The organism is Levilactobacillus yonginensis (assembly GCF_964065165.1).
Taxonomy (GTDB): domain Bacteria; phylum Bacillota; class Bacilli; order Lactobacillales; family Lactobacillaceae; genus Levilactobacillus; species Levilactobacillus yonginensis_A.
The window spans coordinates 1152412-1169365 of sequence record NZ_OZ061549.1 but is presented as its reverse complement, the minus strand read 5'-3'; the positions used below and the strand labels follow the sequence as shown (position 1 = coordinate 1169365).

The following is a 16954-nucleotide window of genomic DNA, read 5'->3' as shown; positions in this document are numbered from 1 at the left end:
CACAGTCAGTTCCCCTCTGCCAACATTCGATTACATCGAGGAATGATGCTTGGTGGTTTCCGGGGGACTGAGATTCAGTTTAGATTGTTTCAGGCCACATAAATGCTAGGAACCATCTGTTCTACTCGCCAACAAAATTAGGGCGACTTACCCGGTAAATCAGAGAATCCTTTTTATTTTACGGGTAAGCATAGTATAATAAGCTTAATTAAATTCACGAGAAGGTAGACGCGGGTCTATCTGGAATTCAGGTGAGCTCATGCAACTGATTGAAAAGGCGCCAGCCAAGATCAACCTCGGCCTCGACACTCCCTTTCATCACCAGGATGGGGCGGAAGAGTGGAACATGGTCATGACGTCCGTGGACTTGGCGGACTACGTAGAAATTCAAACGTTAACGAAGCATCGACGCATTCGAGTGGCTTCGGATAGTGGCTTTTTGCCGAATGATCAACGAAATTTGGCCTTTCAAGCGGCGCATTTACTACAGACTAAATTTAATATCGCGGAGGGCGTCAATATCCGAATCACCAAAAACATCCCTGTGGCCGCCGGACTAGGTGGTGGTTCTTCAGATGCAGCTGCCGTTTTACGAGGATTGAATGAGTTGTGGCAGCTGCATCTAAGTTGGCAGGAATTAGCCGAACTGGGTTTAAATATTGATTCGGATGTGCCCTATTGTGTGTACGGCCGGACAGCACACGTTCGTGGTCGGGGAGAGCGGATTACGCCGCTTTCTAAATTACCGGCATCTTGGGTCGTATTAGCCAAACCTAAGGTCAGCGTTTCAACGCCCAGTATTCTTCAGCAGATTCGTTATGATCGATTGGAGCATCCGGATATTGAAGGCCTGTTGCGAGCTGTGCGGGATCAAGACATCAACGCGATGTGTGATCGGATGGGTAACGCATTGGAGCCTCTGACGGCTCATCGTTATCCCGAGATTACGCAGCTGAAGCAGCAAATGTTGAAGTTTGGTGCGGATGCTGCTCAGATGAGTGGGACGGGTCCCACGGTCTTTGGCCTGTGTGGGAAGCAGTCCCGGGCACAGCGAGTTTTTAATGGCATGAAGGGTTTCTGTCGAGAGGTGTATCTCGTTCGACCGTTACCCTAGGAAGGTGGATGGTTACGATTCAGTCAGCTGATGATATTTTTCAAGCGATTCAGGCAGATCCAATGAACCAAACGTTCACGGCGCAGGGAATCTTGCCGCTGTATCACATTGATCCACACGCAGAGATTTTATTGATTAGCCAAGCGCCCAGCCGGCAAGCTCAAGCCTCCATGACCTTTTGGGATGATGCTAGTGGGAATCGATTGCGTGATTGGATGGGCGTCACGAAGGATGAATTCTACAATTCAGGAAAGGTGGCCGTGTTACCGCTGGACTTTTATTATCCGGGAAAACATCTGCATGGTGGGGACTTACCACCACGAAAAGGGTTCGCGGAGAAGTGGCATGCCCCGTTGCTGGCATTAATGCCGGACATCAGGTTGACTTTGTTGATTGGGCAGTACGCGCAGAAAGCGTATTTATCCAAACGGGAGAAGACGCTAACGGCGACGGTGGCCCATTACCAGGATTATCTACCAACGTATTTTCCACTGGTCCATCCGTCACCCCTGAATTATGGTTGGATGCATCAACATCCTTGGTTTGTAGATAATGTGGTCCCAGAGCTTCAAGTACGGGTGCATACGATTATAGGCTAAGCACATAAATTATTGTTAAGACAAACAAGTGGGCCGCTCAGTTGATGGGCGACTTTTTTAGTGACGTTTTTATAAGAATTGTGATAGTTAAATCGTTGATTTAGCGGCGTTCTTAGCATGATTTAATTTGTAAGACGGTATGGTTGCACTAGTTTCAGTAAAGCGGCATTCTAAAGTTTGTGAGGTGAGAAGATTGGGAGAAGAGACATCATGGGTGGCCGTGGATCCTAAGCTGGTAGCGGAAGCGTGTGAAGCGCTCCGTCACGCGGAACTTAGTCAGAGTGAACTGATTCAGTTGTTGTATCAGGCTGCTAAGAATCATGAAAAAGTTGAATTAGATTAGAAAATTACAATTGGCAATCAAATGAACTAAGGACGGTCGGTCATTTCGGTGGGGTGGCCGGCTTTTATATTGCTATTTGCCCCAGATAACGCGCTGACGGTCTAAAAACCAGGTGGACTACTAGCAGGGAAGAAAAGCGTAAAAGAGGCCGTGGATTGTATTTAGGTGGCTTAGGACGCTACGACCATTTTATCCAGGTTTTCAAGAATTTTAAGATTATTTTTGGAAATAGTGGTAACGCTTACGCTTTTTGGGTACAGTGAAGGTAACTAGAAATGAAATGGGGTAGTGAACGATGAAGACTTGGCAAAAATTTGCGACTGGCGCTGGGGTGCTGGTAGCTGCTGGTGCTGTCGGTGTATTAGGTGGTGCCGCTATCGTCTATCAGATGGCGACAAAGTCCTTTTCACGTGGGCGGTTAAAGGCGAAGGAGCGTGCGATTGCGGAAAATTCTGCGGCAGATAACGCTTGGTATTTACGTCAACATCCAATTGAATGGACACAAACGAGTCTGGATGGTCTCCTCTTGCGGGGGAGCTTTATTGAGGCTGATGAGCCGACGACTAAAGTGGCGATTCTTGCCCATGGCTTGGGCCATGCGCGTGAGCAGATGATTCCCTACGCTCGCGTCTTTCATGAATGGGGGTATGCTGTCCTAATGCCGGATGCCCGCGCTCATGGTGATAGTGAAGGTAATACGATTGGTTATGGTTGGCCGGACCGAATCGATTATCAGGGCTGGATTCAAAAAGTCTTGACGCAGTGTGGTCAGGATACGCAAATTGTCCTGATGGGAATTTCAATGGGAGCTGCTACAGTCATGGCAACAGCTGGTGAAGACTTGCCTAACAACGTTAAAGCGATCATCGCAGACTCTGGATATGCTTCTGTTATGGCTGAAGCCCGGTTCCGGCTGCATCATAAATATCATTTGCCAGCAACGCCAACGTTATCATTGGCTGATCAATATTCCCGATTTGCTGACTATCGTTTGGCAGATGGCGATATTGCTGGCCAGTTAAAGAAGAGCAATTTACCAATTTTACTGATTCAGGGGGCCAACGATCAGACGGTGCCGGTTGAAAACCTCAACATCTTGTACCAAGCTGCCGCCGGACCTAAGCAGAAGTACCGGGACCCTGTAGCTGCCCACATCGCGACGCGCAGCCAAGACCCCGTTTTGTATGATCAAATGGTGGCAGATTTTCTAAAACCTTACGTTGATTAAGAAATACACAAGGCCTGTTGACAAGTTTTCAATCTCTGGTAAAATAACTAAACGGTAATCATTACTGTTTACATAAATTTTAGATGAAGTGAGATGACGGACGTTGAGCAGGCAGATGAAGCAGTATCGGTTTTTCACCGTAATTGGCTTGCTGGCGGTGATTCTAACGTTGACGGGGTGTGCTAAGGACACTCAACCACAGCACACCAGTCAGATTCAAGTTGTTGCTACACTTGGCTTTTACGGTGAAGCTGCTAAGGCTATCTTGGGTGATCGCGGACAAGTGACCACCGTCATCAACAGTCCCAGTATTGATGCCGAGAGCTATCAACCCGACATTAGCACTGCGAAGAAGGTAGCTAAAGCTAACGTAGTGATTGAGAATGGTTTGGGCTACGATAGTTGGATGGATAAAGTCGTAGCGGCTAATCAGAATTCTGGAACCAAGACCCTCAATATTGGGCAACTGATGGGCAAAACGACTGGGGCTAATCCACACTTATGGACGGATCCTCAGACGATGCGGTTGGTGACCCATCAGCTAGTTAAGCAATTCAGTAAAGTGGACCCGCAGCACGCGAAGGCGTTTCAGCAGCGGGGGCTAGCCTATGAAAAGCAATTGGCCATTCTGCCACAAGTTGCTCGGCGGATCGCGCAACGAGCGAAGGGACATCAGGTAGCCGTCAGTGAGCCAGTCTTTGATTTGGCGTTAAAGGCCATGGGTTATGAGGTCAGTGATAATCACTTCGCCCAGGCCATTGAGGAGGATAGTGACCCCACACCAACGGACATTACCCAGCTACAAAAGCAGATTAAGCAGCACGACATTGCGTTCTTTGTTGAGAATACGCAAAATTCAAGTAAGAACGTGACGGCGATGGTTAAACTGGCACGGAAACACCACATTCCTGTGGTTAAAGTCACGGAAACTATGCCAGCCAAGCAAACTTATCGTGCATGGATGTTACAACAGTATCGCCAAGTCCAACGGATTCAGGAGGAGAGTCGCTTATGAAGGAGACACCCATTTTAAAACTTGAACATCTCGGGGTGACCTTCCCCAACCATCCGGTTTTTACGGATTTGAACCTCACCATCAATCAGGGAGAATTTTGGAGTATCGTTGGTAAAAACGGCGTTGGTAAAACAACACTGATGCGGACGATTTTACATCAGTTGCGGCCAACCCATGGGCGCGTGAGCTATTGGCCGAATGCTGGCGACGTTCGTATTGGCTACGTACCTCAATTTCGGAATATCGATGCGGACTATCCGCTTACTATTCGCGACTTTGTGGGTTTAAACCTAACTGGCTGGAAATGGCCATGGCTTTCCCGCAAAGAAAAAGCAGCTGTGCAACAAATTCTCGGTGAAACGGGCTTAGAGAAGATCGCCAACCGACCAATTGGTCAGGCCTCCGGTGGTGAACGCCAGAAAGCCTACCTGGCGCAAGCACTGGTTGAGGCGCCTAACCTGTTGATCTTGGATGAATCGACGGCCAGTCTGGACCCTGTAACGAAGACCGAGTTGTTAGACTTGGTTCAGGAATTGAACACAAAACTACAATTGACGGTCCTATTCGTGACCCATGATATTCCAATGGCACGTAAGTATAGTTCACAGTACTTGATGTTGACACCGGATGGTACGGAGCAGGGGCAGATCGCTGGTTTGACACAACAGAAGGTTTGGGAGGGCGAAAATGTTTAGTTATGAATTTATGCGCAACGCCTTCGCGGCTGGAACCATTATTGCCATCATTTGTGGCATCATGGGTGTGTTTGTCATTGCCCGTAATATGTCGTTTTTGACACATACGCTGTCTGAAATTGGTTTTTCCGGAGCGGCGTTCGGGGTCTTCGCCGGTTGGGCACCTCTGAACGGGATGTTGCTGTTTACGGTCGTTAGTTCGGTGATTGTGGGCCAGCTAAGTGCCCGCAGTGAACGTCGTGAGGCAGCAACGAGTGCCATCTCAGCGTTGTTCATTGGTCTGGGGATTCTATTCCTTTCGTTAGCCAATAAGAACGCTAGCTATGCGACTAGCATTCTTTTTGGTAGCGTGATTGGAATCAGTGCTGGTGATGTCCAACAAATGCTGTGGCTGTCGTTATTCGTGCTGTTAGTCATCTTTGTAATCTACCGGTTCCTGAAATTTGATTCATTTGATCATACCGGGGCACGAGTCAAGGGATTATGGACCAACGCTTTGTCGATCACTTTCTTGGTGTTGTTGGCGTTGAGCGTCAGCGTGGCGGCTCAAATCGTGGGGTCCCTGTTGATCTTTATTCTATTGACCCTACCTGCTGCGACCGCCAAGTACTTTGCCCATACTGTGGGTGGAATGATGGTGCTGGCAATTGCACTGGCCTTGGTCGGTGTTTGGGCCGGTTTGACATTGAGTTACGTGACAAATTATCCTGTCTCGTTCTTCATTGCAGCCATTGAAGCTATTTTCTACTTCATTGCGTTGGGGTGGCAGAAATTACAGACAGCTGAGTAAACTTAATTTAACCAATAGGTCGGCGGTGACTAGTCAGTTTGAATGGCGGTCACCGTTTTTTGTTTGCTGCGAGCGCTGCCAGTTAGGCAGAAAGTCGCCACTATTGGCAATTAAGTGGCTACTGGGAGATTACTATTCAGATGGTGGTTTTAGCTTGCTCACAAACGGAGAAAGCTGGGTCGTCAGTGGTTCGCATTTAGTCGCTGTAAATCTTTCCAGAATAATTATATTTGTGAAAAGCAAGAGAATCAGCCGGTGCGAAGCTTTTTTCTTCGCATTGGCTTCTTGATTTTCCATAAGATTTTTCAATTCTCACGGAAATGTAACGAAAAACCCGAACAATTATGCTAAAATTGGCCTTACGATTAACTCTAAAATAATATGTTGAGGTGAAGAAGTTGAAAGTCAGAAGAAGTGACCGGTTAGTTGACATGACCCGGTATTTATTGGAACGGCCGCATCAATTGGTTTCGTTGACGTTCTTTGCAGCGCGCTATGAATCGGCCAAGTCTTCAATCAGTGAAGACTTGACCATTCTGAAGCGGACCTTCCAGGCTCGGGGAACTGGTTTGCTTGAGACGGTTCCTGGGGCTGCTGGTGGCGCACGGTTCATTCCGTACGTATTGCGCGAGGAAGCACAGCAGTTCGTTGACGACATGATTTCTGAATTGTCCGAAGCGGATCGTTACCTGCCAGGTGGTTACGTGTATATGTCCGATATTCTCGGACGGCCCGCAGCATTGCGTCAGATTGGACGGATTCTAGCCACTCAGTACCTGAATCAAAACGTTGATGTGGTTGTGACCGTTGCGACCAAAGGAATTCCTTTGGCCCAAAGTGTGGCGAACTACTTGAACGTTCCGTTCGTGATTGTCCGGCATGATTCACAAATTACTGAAGGGTCGACCGTCAGTGTGAACTACGTATCTGGTTCAACCAAGCGGATTGAACGCATGGCACTCTCTAAGCGGAGCGTGAAGCCAGGTTCACGGGTCTTAATCGTGGACGACTACATGAAAGGCGGCGGGACCGTTGGGGGTCTGCGTTCGTTGGTTGATGAATTTGATTCTCAACTGGCTGGGGTTGCCGTATTCGCTGAAGGTGATTTTGACGGTCAACGGACTGTCAGCAAATACACCTCGCTCTTGAAGATTCAGACCAAGGACGAACAAATCCGCGTCTCTCCAGGTAATTACCTGACGCAGATTTTTGGCGATGAAAATAATCAATTAAACTAGGAGATATCGGAATGAGTACGAGAAATACCATTATCCTCGCTGCCGGTAAGGGCACCCGGATGAAGTCTAAGCTGTACAAAGTGTTACATCAGGTTTGTGGTAAGGCCATGGTCGACCACGTGTTGAGCCAGGTTGAACAGACTAAGATGGATAAGATTGTGACGGTCGTTGGTTACGGTGCTGAAGAAGTAAAGTCAACGCTGGGTGACCGGACACAGTACGCCTTACAAGCTGAACAACTAGGAACGGGCCACGCGGTCTTGCAGACGGAACCTATGTTAAAGGACGAAGAGGGAACGACCCTGATCGTCAGTGGGGATACGCCATTATTCCGAGCTGAAACGTTTGAAGATTTATTTGCTTATCACGAAGCGAAGCACGCCGCAGCAACGATTTTGACGTCGATGGCACCAGATCCTACTGGCTATGGTCGAATCGTGCGGAACAACATTGGTATTGTCGAAAAAATCGTGGAACAAAAGGATGCCAGTTCCGAAGAACAAGAAATTCATGAAATTAACACTGGGGTCTACGTGTTCGATAACCAAAAGTTATTCAAGGCGTTGCACGAAACATCCAACGACAATGCTCAGGGGGAATATTACCTGACTGATGTTATTGAGATCTTGAAGAGCAAGGGTGACATCGTTGCGGCTTACCAAATGGCTGATTTCGACGAATCCATGGGGGTCAACGACCGAGTCGCACTGTCCGCCGCTACACGCATTATGCGTAACCGGATCAACGAACAGCACATGCGTAACGGTGTAACGCTGGTTGATCCCGCCACGACTTACATTGAGGCGGATGTGAAGATTGGTTCCGACACCATCATCGAACCTGGCGTCCTGCTAAAGGGTGACACGGTTATCGGTGATGACTGTTACATCGGTTCTCACTCAGAGTTACGTAATGCCAAATTAGCTGACCACGTCACGGTGACGTCATCCCTATTGGAAGACTCCGATATGGCAAGTGGCAGTAATATTGGCCCTAACAGTCATTTACGACCAGAATCACACATCGGGCCTAAGGTTCATCTTGGAAATTTTGTGGAAGTTAAGAAAGCCACGATTGGCGAAGGAACCAAGGTGGGGCATTTGACCTACGTGGGGAACGCCAAGTTGGGGAAGAACATCAACGTTGGGTGTGGTGTGGTCTTCGTTAATTACGACGGCAAGAACAAGCACGAAACGGTGGTGGGGGATGACGCCTTCATTGGCTCAAACTCTAACTTAGTGGCGCCACTGAATGTGGCGGACCATAGTTTTATCGCAGCGGGTTCGACGATTACTGATGCTGTTAATCAATATGACATGGCAATCGCACGGGAACGCCAGACCAACAAGCCTAATTATTATCAGAAACTACCATATCGTGGTGAAGATTAAGGCTAAGGTCTTGTGTTTCGCGACCCGTTAGCATAAAATTGTTGTAGTAAATTCAGGCAGCTTACTTGCTATTGGAGGAAATTATGGCTACGCAATATTTTGACCCTAAATTAAAGATCTTTGCGTTGAATTCCAACAAACCGTTGGCGGAAAAAATCGCTAACGAAGTTGGGGTTGAATTAGGGAAAACTTCGGTGGACCGGTTTAGTGACGGTGAAATTCGGATTAACATTGAACAAAGTGTCCGGGGCAGTCACGTTTATGTCATTCAATCAACGTCGGCACCCGTCAACGACAATTTGATGGAACTGTTGATTATGATTGATGCCCTGCGGCGGGCGAGTGCGGCCACCATCAACGTGGTCATTCCGTACTACGGCTACGCACGGCAAGACCGGAAAGCCCGGTCTCGTGAACCGATTACGGCGAAGTTAGTCGCCAACATGTTACAAACAGCTGGTGTGACACGGGTTTTGGCCCTCGACTTGCACGCTGCACAGATCCAAGGATTCTTCGATGTTCCCGTTGACCACTTGATGGGTGCGCCTTTGCTGGCGGATTACTTCTTGAGCAATGGTTTAGCAGAAGACGCCGTTGTTGTTTCACCCGACCATGGTGGGGTGACGCGGGCACGGGCCTTAGCTGAATTCTTGAAGGCCCCAATTGCCATTATCGACAAGCGGCGGCCAAGAGCCAACGTGGCGGAAATCATGAACATCATTGGGGATGTAAAAGGCAAACGTTGTATCATGATCGATGATATGATTGATACGGCCGGTACCATCACTTTAGGTTCCCGGGCGTTGATGGAAGCTGGCGCCACGGAAGTTTATGCTAGTTGTACCCACCCCGTGTTGTCTGGCCCCGCCATCGAACGAATCAAGGACTCGCCAATTAAGAAATTAGTGGTCACTGATTCAATTCAACTGACGGCAGATAAGCAAATTGATAAGATTGAACAAATCTCAGTTGGTCCACTGATTGGTCAAGCCATCAAGCGGATTAACGAAAACCGGCCAGTCAGCCCATTGTTCAAGAACCGTTTCCGGAGTCACGAACAATAAAACGACAGGAAAAACTTGAGCAGCGCTGGGCGTTGACTTGAGTTTTTTTTATAAATTTTAGAGTGTAGAATGAGGCGGTTAGTCGGTGAGTATTAACGGGGTTAAGCGGAGCTGACTGCCTCATTCTGCATGTATCGGCAACGTAGCAAGTTAGTCATCATCAAGTTGCCCAAATGAGATTCTGTAAAGGACTGTGATTCAATGAAAAACTGGAAAAGAGCTACAACGGGGACCGTTGCGGCGGGACTGTTAATTGCGTTGATTATGAAAGTCTTAGGTCAATCATTTATGTTGATTGGCAACCTGCTTTTTATGTTGGGACTAGCTTTCTTGGTCTTCGGGGCTCTCTGTGTGTTGGCGAAGGGTCACCTCTTTACGGGGTGGCGACATCGTCGGAAAAAGGGCCAAGATCCGTTGCCCGGCGAAAAAATAGGTGTGCGGCACGTGGCTAGTGTCAAAAACTCTCCCATTGTGGTGAACCCTTTGGCCCGGTTTGGTTTAGTGACCGGCATCTGCTACATTATTTTAGGAATCGTATTTACAATTTAGACTTACCTGAATCTGGCGACGGACCGTTGAAAAATAGCGTCGCTTTTTATTTTGACAAAAATTTTCAATGAATGGCGTGAAGCCTGTCAGTTTTTACGTAGTTTATGAGTAGTGACGTCGTTGAGCGTTAGTACCTACGGATATGTTTTTCCTAATTACAATCATATCTGTCACTAAGAAGCACGAAACATCGGTGACATTCTGCTAAAGGTGAACCGTCTAATTAGCTTAGACGTTTTGTCCACTGACGCATACTTTGCTCACTCATCTACAGTGAACCTAACGAGCGTTGGTATTATATAATTACCAATAACAGAACCTGGCGGTGCCTTTAACCAAATGGGTAACTGCTTAGCAATGAAGTCAATTCGTTTTAGTCGACACCGCAAAGACTGGTCCGGATTCACGAAGGGAGTTGGGAGTTCAGTGTAGAATTAAGTTCCCTACCGGAAAAAAACAATCCAACTTAAAAGTGGTGAGAGGACCGCTATCTTGGATATGAATCGCAAAATTACACCGTCTAATCCCTTGATATAGCAGATTGTCCGGATCTATCTGTCTTAGCCTAGCCATCGGACATTGTCTTAAATCGTCTCCAATTTATGGTAGACTCAAGTAAGAGGAGTGAATGCTATGAAATTAAGAAGGGGACTAGGTATTGTTTTGGGTGTCGCACTTGGCACTGTGTTATGTCTGCTATCTTTCCAACCAGCTCAAGCTGCGACAAAGTACACTGTAGTTTCAGAAAATTGGCGCATTGTCACACCAATTTGTTTTCGGGCCAAGTACCCTAATAAAAAGGTTGCCCTTTGGAATAAGAAGCACACTAAAAGATACGGTTATTTGACCGATCGTCCCAACGCGACGTTCTCACGTACTTCAATTGCGGTTCTTAAACACGGCAATACAAAAGCCGTCTATTATTATGTAAGTGCTGATGGCACCAAGAAGCATCCTAAAGAAACGCTTGGCTATGTTTGGCGTGGATACTTAACCAAAGGATTAGCAATGGATCAGCTCAAGCGGCGTTATGTTCCAATAGAACTATTTTATAACAACACAGACTATGCCAATTACATTAAATACTCTAAATCACAAAGAATTAGGGAGTGTCAAATTTTTTGTGTAAATGGAAGTCCTCTCCCATTAGCTAGTTTCTAATACATGGATTCTAACGTGTCCTGAATTTGCTTAAAACCTCGATGCGTTCGCTCAAAATTTTGGCCGTTGTAGTCACGAATAACTGTGACCAGAACTCGTTCTAGCGCTGGTTCATTTGGAAATTGTTCTTTCTTCTTTGTCTGTCGTTTTAGCTTCTTGTTGAACGATTCAATGAGATTTGTGCTGTAGATGCTACTGCGTATCGCAGCTGGAAACGTGAAACAGGTCAAGAGATGAAGATTATCTTCTAGCTTGTTCGTTACTTTTGGATACGTCTTTTGCCACTTGTCTATGAAGTCAGCTAAGGCTTGTTTTGCGTCGTCCATGGTAGCTGCTTGATGGATCAGTTTGAAGTCGTTAAGAACCTCTTGTCGGTCCTTAGAACGTGTTTAGAATCTTTTCAAGAGTATTCGCAGGAAGGCTAAGCTAATCATCATCTTACTGGTGTTCAGCTTTCGCTCACAATTGCGCCAGAGGCGCCGATATTTTCCTAGCCAGCTAAAACTGCGTTCGATAACCCAGCGTTGCGGGGTCACTTGACCGTGCCTAAGGTCACTCTGTTTAGCAATAATGACTTCAGCGTTAATCATTGCCTGAACTGATTGAGCAAAGTTGTTACCAGTATAACCACCATCGGCCATTACTCGTTGAACCAGGTCAAACTGTGATTTGTTTAACGCCAGTAGCGCATTGGCGCCATCACGCTCAGAAACATTGGCGGTTGTCACATGGACTGCCATCGGCAGCCCATTGATATCTACAGCAAGATGGCGCTTAATCCCACTCACCTTTTTACCACCATCGTAGCCGCTACTTTCAGCAGGATCGGTATTCTTGACACTTTGAGCATCTAGAATGACGAACGATGTATAAACTGAACGCTTCTGAGCCAACCGATGTTGGCTGACAATTTTTTTAAAACCTTATCCAGAGGAGTGATACCAGCAGGAGATGGCGTTTTAGTCCAAAGTAACCAGTAATAATAGACGGTTTCCCATTTAGGAAAATCGCTGGGTAAATCGCGCCAAACGCACCCATTTTTCAAGGTATAAAGCAGGGCACAAAAGATATCATATAAATCAACCTTTCTTGGCTTAGTCCGCTTACGTATGCCTTCTAGATCTGTCCGGATTAGTTCAAATTGTTCACGAGAGATGTCGCTACTATAATGGTGTGCAAAGCTTTTCATGGATTAAAAACTCCTGTTTTTGATCTAATTTAACTAAAATCAAATCGAATGTCAAAGTATCCAAACACGTTCTTAGTTCGAACGTGAGCTTCAATGTTCCGACTGACGTGGATCAGGCACTGCTGGAGCTTAGCCTTAGGGAAGTGGTCACCAATTGTGTTGGTAAGGCCGACTAAGCCATCGGCCACGAATAAGAGGACTTCCTTTACACCACGCTGCTGGATGTCCACGAGAAGCTCTTCCCAAACGGTACTGGATTCAGTTGGAGCGACTTGGTATGCTAGGACCTCTTTCATTCCATTTGGTCGAATGCCAATGGCGATATGCACGGCTTCTTTAGCCACTGAGTCCCGGCGAAGTGGTAAGTATGTTGCGTCCACATAAATGACTGCGTATCGGCTCGCTAGAGGACGCGTTTTGAAGGCGTTGACCTGTTGGTCAACGACCTTCGTGAGGTTCGAAACCGTTTGTGATGTGTAATGAGCCCCATACATTTTCTCAATCAAATCCGCAATCTCACTAGTGGTAATCCCTTTTTCGTAGAGCTGGACAACAGTAGCCTCTAAGCCATCCGTTTGTCGTTGATAGCTCGGGATAGTTTTCGTATTAAAAATACCATTTCGATCGCGTGGAATCTCCAAATTTAATTCTCCATACTTAGTCTTAAAGGTCCGCAGATAATGCCCATTGCGTGAATTGCCGCTGTTAAAACCTTGGCGATCATAAGGCTCATAACCGAGGAACGACGAAAGTTCCTCGTGCATTAAATCATTGATGGCCGTTTCCAAATGTTGCCGAAAAACTTCATCTAAATCTTGCTTTTGTGCTAGTGCTGCCATAATTTCTTTGTTAAACTGAGTCATGGGGAAAGCCTCCTATGTCCTATGAAGTGAGTGTGGTTGCTAACTATCATAAGGGAGAGGCTTTCCCTTTTCAATTGCTTATTTTTCTATTTACACATAATTATTTAAACACCCAAGAATTACTAAAGCTTTAGTCAAAGCATTGCCCAATATGAAGTTAAACTTAGATTTAACTAATATTGCTGCTTATAAAGTTGCGGAAACTATGTCCGATGAAGACCCGGCGATTTCCGGTATTAAATCTAGCTCTCTAAAGACAAAAAACTACACGCATATTACATATTTCCCTAAAGTTACTGCTTATTTAAAGCAGAGCAATAATGTCGCAACTGCTACCCGAGTTAAAAAAGTTAAGCGTATCCTAGCAAAAGACTACGGATTAACAACTGCAAAGCTAAAACGTTTGAAGAACTATCAAATTGGGCTGAATATTGCCGAAAATACAACTGGCAATAAGGTTAAAGATAATGCTCCCCTTACCGTTAAGTTCTATGCTTTTGCTATTGCCCAGAGAGTGAAGTAATTACCCAATGGTTATAGCCAGAAAATAATTAATACATCAAAGAATGGGTCTGGGGTCAAACTCTAAAATCTGAAGTAGTAAGTGGTGTTAATTGCCGGTTCGTGGTAATTAACACCACTTTTCTTTAACAAAAATCTTGATGACGTTATCATATCGGGGGTTTACCGCCAATCATAGACGGTTAGCTATTAGGTACTTACCGTTGAACTAAATTGGCGACAAAAAAATCGAGGTACCAACCAACGGGCACCCCGAAACTAGGTTTGCTTCATGTCAATTTGCCTCATCCGGTCCAAATTTTAGATGACCTGGTCATCTAATTCGCCGATTTGTTCAATCATGGTTTCTAACTCACTGTGTGAGAGGGTGGAACGAGTCAGTGCTTCAGCCATTTCATCGGTCAGTCCTGAGAGGGCGGCGTAGAAATGCTGATTGTCGATGAACTGGGTGTGTTTACCCGTGATAAAGCGTAAGGTATCCGCGCAACAGGTGGCGCTTACATTTTCCGAACGCAACTGTAAGATGTGTTTGATCTCTGCGAGGGGGAGGCCCGCCCGCTTCAAACTATGAATAATTCGGTAAGTCGCAAGGTCACTTACTGTGTATTGGCGGTAGTTACGGGCGGTTCTTACGGGGACTAGCAAGCCAGCCTTCTCGTAAAACCGCAGCGTATCTCGACTACACCCCACCTTAGCCGCAAATTCAGTCATGTTCATAATCAATCATCTCCTCTGATTGCCGTTAGGATAACACGCTCGCCCACTAAAGGTTTAAATAACGCGGTTAAATCCCAAATTTTAACCGAGGTTCGTTTGGTTTATAAAAAAATCGACTTATCTGCTTGGCGGGTAAGTCGATAACACTTGTAATGTTTTGGGTAATCAAAGCATTGGTAATTTCCTATAAAGCAAGCTAAAAAATACTATCCAAAGTCACGCCGAGTTTAGTCGGATTCGTCACTTGGGGATAGTATTTTCAATGACTTAGTAAGGTGATTTAGTCTAATGCGTACTTATGAATGGCCGCGGCTACACCATCTTCGGCGTTGGTCAATGTGACCGCTTGAGCGGCTTCTTTGACTTCGTCGATGGCGTTACCCATGGCGACACCTAGGCCGGCGTATTTAATCATGGTCAAGTCGTTCCCTTGATCGCCTAAGGCCATGACGTCAGCCGGCGTCAGGCCCAGCTTGGTGACCAGCTCGTGGAGGGTATTTCCCTTGCTGGCGTTCTTGTTCATGATCTCCACGAAGTAGGGCTCACTTTGCACGACGTAGAACCGGTCCTTCAAATCCTGTGGAATCAACGGCACGATGCGGTCGATTTCTTTCGGGTCACCCACGAACATGGCTTTAGAAATGGTCAAGTCGCGGCTCATTTCGCTAGGTTCACGGTACCGAATCAACATCTTGACCAGATAACTTTCACCAATCGTGTAGGCACTGATGTTTTTGTTGGTGGTGTAGATATAGTCGGGTGTTTCAATCTGGAAATTAATTTGGAGTTTCCGGGCAGCAGCTTCTAAATCAACATAGTTATCGTAGCTTAGTGAGTGGTACGTCAATACGTTGCCAGAGACAGTTTGAGCCACTGAGCCGTTGAGCGTAATGGCATACTGTTCGTCGCCACTAATGCCTAGAGCGTCTAGGTAGGGTTGAACCCCAGCCAGGGGCCGGCCGGTACAGAGGACGACTTTGATGCCTTGCTTGAGGGCGGCTTGAACGGCAGTCACCGTTGCGGGAGCCAGTTCGTTCTTTTCGTTCAGCAGGGTACCGTCGATGTCGATTGCAATTAATTTGATGGTCATCTGGTTAAATCTCCTTGGGTTGAATGAGTTGGTTGTTTTGAATATAACTCCCGAATTCGTCGTAGATTGGTTGGAAAATTTCGGGTGCGTCGTCACCAGGATTCAACATTTCCTTCGGGAAAAAGAAGCGTTGATCCCCGCTGAATTTACCGCGAATAGCGTTGACCAAGTCGGATACCGTCGAAAGTTCGAGCAATGTGCCATCTGGTTCTTGCAGCTCAATCTGGGTCAACGGATACGTCATTTTCGGATCGTAGGCGTCATCGTATGGCAAGTCATAGCTATTATCCGTAGCAGTATAGTAGTCGGTGTTAAAGCCAACGGAGCGAATCATTTCCTGAAGTTGGGGCAACAGGGATTGGGTTTCAGCGGTGTATTCCGCACTCTTTAGCGGTTTGCGATCGAGAAAGCGGTGCGCGAGGTCGGCCAAAATTTCGTCCGGTGACTGGCGCCAATGGATGAAGTAGGTCGTGAGTACGCCGTCGTCCAAGTTCAAGTAGTCTTGGAGGTTGAACTGGTGATTGAAGAACGGTAAGAGGAGGTGAGGGATGAAACTTTCGTCACTTTCCCCGGCCTGATAAAGTTCGTTAGCTCGTCCCAGCAGGTGGTCTAAGATGACTTCCATGGCCCGCGATACCGGGTGGAAGTAGACTTGTTGATACATTTGGAATCGACTGACGATGTAGTCTTCCACCGCATGCATACCGTTCATGGCAAAGGCGATTCCGTCCTTGTAGGGCCGCATGACTCGCAGAATCCGGGTGAGATCGAACGTTCCATATTGTGTGCCAGTATAGTAGGCGTCACGTAGGAGGTAGTCCATTCGATCGGCGTCGATTTGACTGGAAATCATTTGCACGACCTGTGGATTCGGGTACGTTTTTTGAATCACACTGGCGACTTCGGCTGGAAAGGTTGGACTTACCTGCCGTAAGACTTGGTTAACCTCGGTTTCGGGGGAAGTCAGAATCTCAACGGTGATGGCTTCGTGGTCGGTGTGAAAGATGTGTTCGAAGGTGTGCGAGTATGGTCCGTGACCGATATCGTGGAGCAGGGCAGCGCACAGCGCAGTCAAGCGTTCGTTATCGTCCCAACCACCATCGCCCGGCGTCTTGGTCGGGTAGTTACGTTGGAAATTATCACAGATTTGGCGAGTAATTTCGTAGACCCCGAGCGAGTGGGTGAAGCGGGAATGTTCCGCCCCATGGAAAATCAGCGAAGCCGTACCGAGTTGCTTGATCCGGCGAAGCCGCTGGAACTCCCGGGTGTTGATGAGGTCTAGAATAATTTGATGTTGCACGTAAATGTAATTGTGAACGGGGTCCCGGAAAACTTTCTCACGGGGCAACCGCGTTTCGGCGTATGTCACACTGATTCCTCCTTAAC

General features: G+C 46.9%; 17 protein-coding genes and 2 pseudogenes. 13 read left to right on the top strand and 6 right to left on the bottom strand.

Going from position 1 to position 16954, the window contains the following annotated elements:
- The first annotated feature begins 259 nt into the window (after nucleotides 1–259).
- From ispE to AB3Y94_RS05695, 12 genes are all read left to right on the top strand, one after another.
- Nucleotides 260–1114, top strand: a complete 855-nt coding sequence (gene ispE, locus AB3Y94_RS05750) for a 4-(cytidine 5'-diphospho)-2-C-methyl-D-erythritol kinase (RefSeq protein WP_367295389.1) — start codon at nucleotides 260–262, stop codon at nucleotides 1112–1114.
- Between the two features lie 17 nt (nucleotides 1115–1131).
- Nucleotides 1132–1713 carry a uracil-DNA glycosylase family protein gene (locus tag AB3Y94_RS05745; RefSeq protein ID WP_367296487.1) on the top strand — a complete coding sequence of 194 codons (582 nt, stop codon included), beginning with the start codon at nucleotides 1132–1134 and terminating at the stop codon, nucleotides 1711–1713.
- Nucleotides 1714–1906: 193 nt separating this feature from the next.
- Nucleotides 1907–2056, top strand: coding sequence for a hypothetical protein (locus AB3Y94_RS05740; RefSeq protein WP_367295388.1), 150 nt, complete (start codon nucleotides 1907–1909; stop codon nucleotides 2054–2056).
- Nucleotides 2057–2351: 295 nt separating this feature from the next.
- Nucleotides 2352–3284, top strand: coding sequence for an alpha/beta hydrolase (locus AB3Y94_RS05735; protein ID WP_367295387.1), 933 nt, complete (start codon nucleotides 2352–2354; stop codon nucleotides 3282–3284).
- A 115-nt stretch (nucleotides 3285–3399) separates the two neighbouring features.
- Nucleotides 3400–4299, top strand: coding sequence for a metal ABC transporter solute-binding protein, Zn/Mn family (locus AB3Y94_RS05730; protein ID WP_367295386.1), 900 nt, complete (start codon nucleotides 3400–3402; stop codon nucleotides 4297–4299).
- Complete coding sequence (locus AB3Y94_RS05725; protein ID WP_367295385.1) at nucleotides 4296–4994, top strand: metal ABC transporter ATP-binding protein; 699 nt, start codon at nucleotides 4296–4298, stop codon at nucleotides 4992–4994. Before AB3Y94_RS05730 ends, AB3Y94_RS05725 begins: the two co-directional genes overlap by 4 nt.
- On the top strand, nucleotides 4987–5784 hold the full coding sequence (locus AB3Y94_RS05720) for a metal ABC transporter permease (protein WP_367295384.1): 798 nt from the start codon (nucleotides 4987–4989) through the stop codon (nucleotides 5782–5784). Before AB3Y94_RS05725 ends, AB3Y94_RS05720 begins: the two co-directional genes overlap by 8 nt.
- Nucleotides 5785–6182: 398 nt before the next feature.
- Nucleotides 6183–7022 carry a pur operon repressor gene (purR, locus tag AB3Y94_RS05715; protein WP_125684179.1) on the top strand — a complete coding sequence of 280 codons (840 nt, stop codon included), beginning with the start codon at nucleotides 6183–6185 and terminating at the stop codon, nucleotides 7020–7022.
- An 11-nt stretch (nucleotides 7023–7033) separates the two neighbouring features.
- On the top strand, nucleotides 7034–8413 hold the full coding sequence (gene glmU / locus AB3Y94_RS05710; protein ID WP_367295383.1) for a bifunctional UDP-N-acetylglucosamine diphosphorylase/glucosamine-1-phosphate N-acetyltransferase GlmU: 1380 nt from the start codon (nucleotides 7034–7036) through the stop codon (nucleotides 8411–8413).
- A gap of 83 nt (nucleotides 8414–8496) precedes the next feature.
- Complete coding sequence (locus tag AB3Y94_RS05705; protein ID WP_125684175.1) at nucleotides 8497–9477, top strand: ribose-phosphate diphosphokinase; 981 nt, start codon at nucleotides 8497–8499, stop codon at nucleotides 9475–9477.
- A gap of 201 nt (nucleotides 9478–9678) precedes the next feature.
- Complete coding sequence (locus AB3Y94_RS05700; protein ID WP_367295382.1) at nucleotides 9679–10026, top strand: DUF3899 domain-containing protein; 348 nt, start codon at nucleotides 9679–9681, stop codon at nucleotides 10024–10026.
- A gap of 633 nt (nucleotides 10027–10659) precedes the next feature.
- Complete coding sequence (locus AB3Y94_RS05695) at nucleotides 10660–11187, top strand: hypothetical protein (RefSeq protein WP_367295381.1); 528 nt, start codon at nucleotides 10660–10662, stop codon at nucleotides 11185–11187.
- On the opposite strand, the pseudogene AB3Y94_RS05690 reads toward AB3Y94_RS05695, so the two are convergent.
- The 3 genes and pseudogenes from AB3Y94_RS05690 to AB3Y94_RS05680 all read right to left on the bottom strand — a co-directional run.
- Nucleotides 11184–11558 (bottom strand): annotated as a pseudogene (locus tag AB3Y94_RS05690) (transposase); the annotation flags it as partial. The gene AB3Y94_RS05695 and the pseudogene AB3Y94_RS05690 overlap by 4 nt on opposite strands.
- Nucleotides 11559–11576: 18 nt before the next feature.
- A protein-coding gene (locus AB3Y94_RS05685) for an IS5 family transposase (protein WP_097558290.1) occupies nucleotides 11577–12376 on the bottom strand; the annotation gives its coding sequence in 2 pieces (ribosomal slippage) (nucleotides 11577–12106 and nucleotides 12106–12376; 801 coding nt in all).
- A 68-nt stretch (nucleotides 12377–12444) separates the two neighbouring features.
- Nucleotides 12445–13239: pseudogene (locus AB3Y94_RS05680) on the bottom strand (IS256 family transposase); the annotation flags it as partial.
- A 151-nt stretch (nucleotides 13240–13390) separates the two neighbouring features.
- Between AB3Y94_RS05680 and AB3Y94_RS05675 the strand changes: the two are divergent.
- Entirely contained in the window at nucleotides 13391–13762 is a 372-nt protein-coding gene (locus AB3Y94_RS05675; protein WP_367295380.1) for a hypothetical protein, read from the top strand.
- Between the two features lie 299 nt (nucleotides 13763–14061).
- Here the strand turns inward: AB3Y94_RS05675 and AB3Y94_RS05670 are convergent, their stop codons facing one another.
- The 3 genes from AB3Y94_RS05670 to AB3Y94_RS05660 all read right to left on the bottom strand — a co-directional run bounded on the left by AB3Y94_RS05670 (nucleotide 14062) and on the right by AB3Y94_RS05660 (nucleotide 16937).
- Nucleotides 14062–14478 carry a MerR family transcriptional regulator gene (locus AB3Y94_RS05670; RefSeq protein WP_125684068.1) on the bottom strand — a complete coding sequence of 139 codons (417 nt, stop codon included), beginning with the start codon at nucleotides 14476–14478 and terminating at the stop codon, nucleotides 14062–14064.
- Nucleotides 14479–14758: 280 nt separating this feature from the next.
- Nucleotides 14759–15568, bottom strand: a complete 810-nt coding sequence (gene yidA, locus AB3Y94_RS05665; protein WP_125694066.1) for a sugar-phosphatase — start codon at nucleotides 15566–15568, stop codon at nucleotides 14759–14761.
- Nucleotides 15569–15572: 4 nt separating this feature from the next.
- The gene (locus tag AB3Y94_RS05660; RefSeq protein ID WP_367295379.1) at nucleotides 15573–16937 is read right to left on the bottom strand and encodes an HD domain-containing protein; all 1365 of its coding nucleotides are present in this window, start codon (nucleotides 16935–16937) and stop codon (nucleotides 15573–15575) included.
- Nucleotides 16938–16954: the final 17 nt, after the last annotated feature.